This is a genomic window from Kaistella pullorum (assembly GCF_014837035.1).
Classification (GTDB): domain Bacteria; phylum Bacteroidota; class Bacteroidia; order Flavobacteriales; family Weeksellaceae; genus Kaistella; species Kaistella rhinocerotis.
Genome location: NZ_JACSPS010000008.1, coordinates 1 through 6,009, shown reverse-complemented (window position 1 = coordinate 6,009; position 6,009 = coordinate 1). Strand labels below are relative to the sequence as shown.

The 6,009-nt window shown below is 45.9% G+C and carries 2 tRNA genes and 3 rRNA genes; all 5 read left to right on the top strand.

The window, feature by feature from the left end:
* Positions 1 to 570: 570 nt before the first annotated feature.
* A 16S ribosomal RNA gene (locus H9628_RS11605) occupies positions 571 to 2,087 on the top strand.
* Positions 2,088 to 2,307: 220 nt separating this feature from the next.
* Positions 2,308 to 2,381: transfer RNA gene (locus tag H9628_RS11600), tRNA-Ile, on the top strand.
* A gap of 92 nt (positions 2,382 to 2,473) precedes the next feature.
* Positions 2,474 to 2,547: transfer RNA gene (locus tag H9628_RS11595), tRNA-Ala, on the top strand.
* Between the two features lie 338 nt (positions 2,548 to 2,885).
* A 23S ribosomal RNA gene (locus H9628_RS11590) occupies positions 2,886 to 5,656 on the top strand.
* A 184-nt stretch (positions 5,657 to 5,840) separates the two neighbouring features.
* Positions 5,841 to 5,948 (top strand): 5S ribosomal RNA (gene rrf / locus H9628_RS11585).
* Together the 16S, 23S and 5S rRNA genes with 2 tRNA genes alongside form the textbook arrangement of a ribosomal RNA operon.
* Positions 5,949 to 6,009 lie beyond the last annotated feature (61 nt).

Sequence of the window (6,009 nt, the reverse complement as noted above, 5' to 3'; positions counted from 1 at the left end):
GTATCTTTGCAGTCCCAAATCGAGAGAAGGGGGAGCGCAGAAGAGCATTATTTTTAAGGGCGAAAATGTTGATAGATAAGGGTTTAGAAGTTTCTAAATTTTTTTCAAAAAACATTTTGTCAGTTCAAAAATAGTTTATACTTTTGCAGTCCCAATTCGAAAGAAGACAGGAGCGGAGATGAGCACTGAGACGGTGAGTGAGATTTGAGATTTTAAAATCTTTTAAAGAGTTTAAAAAAAATCAAAAAACATTTTGCCGGAAAGAAAAACGTTGTATCTTTGCAGTCCCAAATCGAGAGAGACGGGAGCGAAGCAGAACGGACAGGTTAACATAAAGCGGAGGGTTAAAGCTTACGAAAAAAAGTTTTAAAATTTTCTCCAAAATATTTTGCCAGTTAAAAAATAGTTCATACTTTTGCACTCGCAATTCGGAAGCAGCATGACAGATAAAGCATGCGACCGGAGTTAAAGCGAGAAGAATAGAGATCATTGACATACAAATAACAACCAAAAAGTAAGGAAAAACTAAAGCGTCAATTAACTTTTTTTTGAGTAAGGGCAAACAAACATACAATGGAGAGTTTGATCCTGGCTCAGGATGAACGCTAGCGGGAGGCCTAACACATGCAAGCCGAGCGGTAGAAGTCCTTCGGGACTTTGAGAGCGGCGTACGGGTGCGTAACACGTGTGCAACCTACCTTTATCTGGGGAATAGCCTTTCGAAAGGAAGATTAACACCCCATAATATAATGATTGGCATCAATTATTATTGAAAACTCCGGTGGATAGAGATGGGCACGCGCAAGATTAGATAGTTGGTGAGGTAACGGCTCACCAAGTCTGTGATCTTTAGGGGTCCTGAGAGGGAGATCCCCCACACTGGTACTGAGACACGGACCAGACTCCTACGGGAGGCAGCAGTGAGGAATATTGGACAATGGGTGAAAGCCTGATCCAGCCATCCCGCGTGAAGGATGACGGTCCTATGGATTGTAAACTTCTTTTGTACAGGAATAAACCTACTCTCGTGAGAGTAGCTGAAGGTACTGTACGAATAAGCACCGGCTAACTCCGTGCCAGCAGCCGCGGTAATACGGAGGGTGCAAGCGTTATCCGGATTTATTGGGTTTAAAGGGTCCGTAGGCGGGCCTGTAAGTCAGTGGTGAAATCTCATAGCTTAACTATGAAACTGCCATTGATACTGCAGGTCTTGAGTAAATTTGAAGTGGCTGGAATAAGTAGTGTAGCGGTGAAATGCATAGATATTACTTAGAACACCAATTGCGAAGGCAGGTCACTAAGATTTAACTGACGCTGATGGACGAAAGCGTGGGTAGCGAACAGGATTAGATACCCTGGTAGTCCACGCCGTAAACGATGCTAACTCGTTTTTGGATCTTCGGATTCAGAGACCAAGCGAAAGTGATAAGTTAGCCACCTGGGGAGTACGTTCGCAAGAATGAAACTCAAAGGAATTGACGGGGGCCCGCACAAGCGGTGGATTATGTGGTTTAATTCGATGATACGCGAGGAACCTTACCAAGACTTAAATGGGAAATGACAGGTTTGGAAACAGACCCTTCTTCGGACATTTTTCAAGGTGCTGCATGGTTGTCGTCAGCTCGTGCCGTGAGGTGTTAGGTTAAGTCCTGCAACGAGCGCAACCCCTGTCACTAGTTGCCATCATTCAGTTGGGGACTCTAGTGAGACTGCCTACGCAAGTAGAGAGGAAGGTGGGGATGACGTCAAATCATCACGGCCCTTACGTCTTGGGCCACACACGTAATACAATGGCCGGTACAGAGGGCAGCTACCTAGCGATAGGATGCGAATCTCGAAAGCCGGTCTCAGTTCGGATTGGAGTCTGCAACTCGACTCTATGAAGCTGGAATCGCTAGTAATCGCGCATCAGCCATGGCGCGGTGAATACGTTCCCGGGCCTTGTACACACCGCCCGTCAAGCCATGGAAGTTTGGGGTACCTGAAGTCGGTGACCGTAAAAGGAGCTGCCTAGGGTAAAACAAGTAACTAGGGCTAAGTCGTAACAAGGTAGCCGTACCGGAAGGTGCGGCTGGAACATCTCATTTTTGAGTCTCGTCGTTTAGGCGAGAATAAACAAACAAGATACTTAAATGTATCACGCATCTGCTTAAAGAAAAAGATGCTTTAGTTTTTACTTTTGGTTATTATTTAAAAATACACCCACTAGAAATTAGTATTAGGGAGGAGATACAAGAGCCAGGAGGCAAGAATCAAGACAGTAGAAGTCTTGTATCTAGCATCTTGAATCTAAAAGTCTAACAAGACAGTCTCGTAGCTCAGCTGGTTAGAGCGCTACACTGATAATGTAGAGGTCGGCAGTTCGAGCCTGCCCGAGACTACTAATGACAAGACGGGAGACAAAAAGACGAGAGAAATGAGACCATTTATAAGTCTCAAATCTCAAATCTGAAAATCTCGAGTCTGACCTAGAGGGGAATTAGCTCAGCTGGCTAGAGCGCCTGCCTTGCACGCAGGAGGTCAAGGGTTCGACTCCCTTATTCTCCACAAAGTTGCCTTAAAAAGCGACGAGAACAGAAGATATTTACATTAAGATTGAAGAATTATGCCCTTAGGAGGCGAAACGGCTTAAGAAATTAAGAAGTTTGATAGGATCGGGACCTATATTATTCACGTATTACCACTTTAGTTTAAAAGTGACGGATAGAGCCAAAAACAATATCTGTTTATTAAAGAAGTAATAAGAAAATTGATCATTGACATTAACGGTAAGAACATCACAAAGAAAAAACCGAGCACCTGTGGGTGCGGAGTTTAAAAAATAAGAAGGTCAGCGCGGTTGCGTTGGCTGGATAAAACTAAACTAGACTAATTTTATTATTAGGAAAGAAATCGTTAAGGGCGTATGGCGGATGCCTAGGCTTTCAGAGGCGAAGAAGGACGTGGTAAGCTGCGAAAAGCTCGGGGGATTGGCACACACGAATTGATCCCGAGATGTCCGAATGGGGCAACCCAATACATTGAAGATGTATTACTCTAAATTTATTTAGAGAGCAAACCCGGAGAACTGAAACATCTAAGTACCCGGAGGAAAAGAAATCGAAGAGATTCCGTAAGTAGTGGCGAGCGAAAGCGGATTAGCCCAAAAGCTTTTATATGTTTAATAGAATGTTCTGGAAAGAACAGCCATAGAGGGTGATAGCCCCGTATATGAAAGGCATACATAAGTGATAAATGAGTAGGGCGGGACACGTGAAATCCTGTCTGAATATGGGGGGACCATCCTCCAAGGCTAAATACTCCTGAAAGACCGATAGTGAACAAGTACTGTGAAGGAAAGGTGAAAAGCACTTCGAATAGAAGGGTGAAAGAGAACCTGAAACCGTACGCCTACAAGCGGTCGGAGCCCACAAGTTGGGTGACGGCGTGCCTTTTGCATAATGAGCCTACGAGTTAATTTTACTAGCGAGCTTAAGCACTTCAGGTGCGGAGGCGGAGCGAAAGCGAGTCTGAATAGGGCGCATAGTTAGTAGGATTAGACGCGAAACCTTGTGATCTACCCATGGGCAGGTTGAAGCTTTGGTAACACAAAGTGGAGGACCGAACCGGTTGACGTTGAAAAGTCTTCGGATGACTTGTGGGTAGGGGTGAAAGGCCAATCAAACTGGGAGATAGCTCGTACTCCCCGAAATGCATTTAGGTGCAGCGTCGATGTTAAGTTTATTAGAGGTAGAGCTACTGATTGGATGCGGGGGAGTCAAATCCTACCAATTCCTGACAAACTCCGAATGCTAATAAATGTTCGTCGGCAGTGAGGGCATGGGTGCTAAGGTCCATGTCCGAGAGGGAAAGAACCCGGACCAACAGCTAAGGTCCCCAAATCTATACTAAGTTGAAATAACGCGGTTGAACTGCATTGACAGCTAGGATGTTGGCTTGGAAGCAGCCATTCATTTAAAGAGTGCGTAACAGCTCACTAGTCGAGCGGTTCGGCATGGATAATAATCGGGCATAAGTATAGTACCGAAGCTATGGATTTATAACTTTTGAGTTATATCTGGTAGGGGAGCATTCTGTTTGCACAGAAGCCACATCGTGAGGTGTGGTGGAGCGTACAGAAAAGAAAATGTAGGCATAAGTAACGATAAAGCGGGCGAGAAACCCGCTCACCGAAAGACTAAGGTTTCCTCAGCCATGCTAATCAGCTGAGGGTTAGTCGGGACCTAACGCGAACCCGAAAGGGGAAGTGGATGGACAATGGGTTAATATTCCCATACTTGCTCACACTAAAAAGGGGACGGAGTGACGTAGCTACTGGAGACTGACGGAATAGTCAAGACCTAGCCTTCGGGCGAAGTTGTTGTAGTGAACTCGCTTCCAAGAAAAGCCGAAGTGAAGCAACCCGTACCAAAACCGACACAGGTAGTCGAGGAGAGAATCCTAAGGTGCTAGAGTGAATCATGGTTAAGGAACTAGGCAAAATAGTCTCGTAACTTCGGAAGAAGAGACGCCAGCCGCAAGGCTGGCCGCAGTGAAGAGGCCCAGGCGACTGTTTATCAAAAACACAGGACTCTGCAAAATCGAAAGATGAAGTATAGGGTCTGACACCTGCCCGGTGCTGGAAGGTTAAGGAAGGTTGTTAGCAGCAATGCGAAGCAATTGACTGAAGCCCCAGTAAACGGCGGCCGTAACTATAACGGTCCTAAGGTAGCGAAATTCCTTGTCGGGTAAGTTCCGACCTGCACGAATGGTGTAACGATCTGGGCACTGTCTCAACCATGAGCTCTGTGAAATTGTAGTATCGGTGAAGATGCCGATTACCCGCAATGGGACGAAAAGACCCTGTGAACCTTTACTATAACTTCGTATTGACTTTGAATAAACAATGTGTAGGATAGGTGGGAGACTTTGAAGCGGGCACGCCAGTGTCTGTGGAGTCAACGTTGAAATACCACCCTTTGTTTATTTGGAGCCTAATCCCGGCTTGTTCGGGAGACATTGCGTGGTGGGTAGTTTGACTGGGGTGGTCGCCTCCAAAAGAGTAACGGAGGCTTTCAAAGGTACCCTCAGCACGCTTGGTAACCGTGCGTAGAGTGTAATGGCATAAGGGTGCTTGACTGTGAGACCTACAAGTCGATCAGGTGCGAAAGCAGGACATAGTGATCCGGTGGTTCCGTATGGAAGGGCCATCGCTCATAGGATAAAAGGTACTCCGGGGATAACAGGCTAGTCTCCCCCAAGAGCTCACATCGACGGGGAGGTTCGGCACCTCGATGTCGGCTCGTCACATCCTGGGGCTGGAGAAGGTCCCAAGGGTTGGGCTGTTCGCCCATTAAAGTGGCACGCGAGCTGGGTTCAGAACGTCGTGAGACAGTTCGGTCTCTATCTATTGCGGGCGTTAGATGTTTGAGAGGGCTTGAATCTAGTACGAGAGGACCGATTTGAACAAACCTCTGGTGTATCAGTTGTACCGCCAGGTGCACCGCTGAGTAGCTACGTTTGGTAAGGATAAGCACTGAAAGCATATAAGTGCGAAACCTGCCTCAAGATGAGACATCTTTTAAGGGTCGTTGGAGATGACAACGTTGATAGGCTATAGGTGTAAAGACAGTAATGTCATAGCCGAGTAGTACTAATTACCCGTAGATTTATAGCCTAATAAGGTACCGCTCCACAGCGTGCGTAAAGGTTTTTTCTTTGTGAACGTTTTTATCGATTTTTTAACTGGAAGTTAGAAATGAGATGTTAGACTTTAGATTTAATCTAACTTCTAAGGTCTAAGATCTAAACTCTCTATTTAAATAACATATACTGTACATCCTTTTGTACAAAACAGCCTTTAGGGTGGTTTTAGCAGAGGGGCTCACCTGTTCCCATTCCGAACACAGAAGTTAAGCCCTCTAGCGCCGATGGTACTGCGAAAGCGGGAGAGTAGGTCGCCGCCAGTTTTTTTTAATCCGCCTCGGCGGGACACAGTCCTCAATCATTTAGTTGATTGGGGATTTTTTT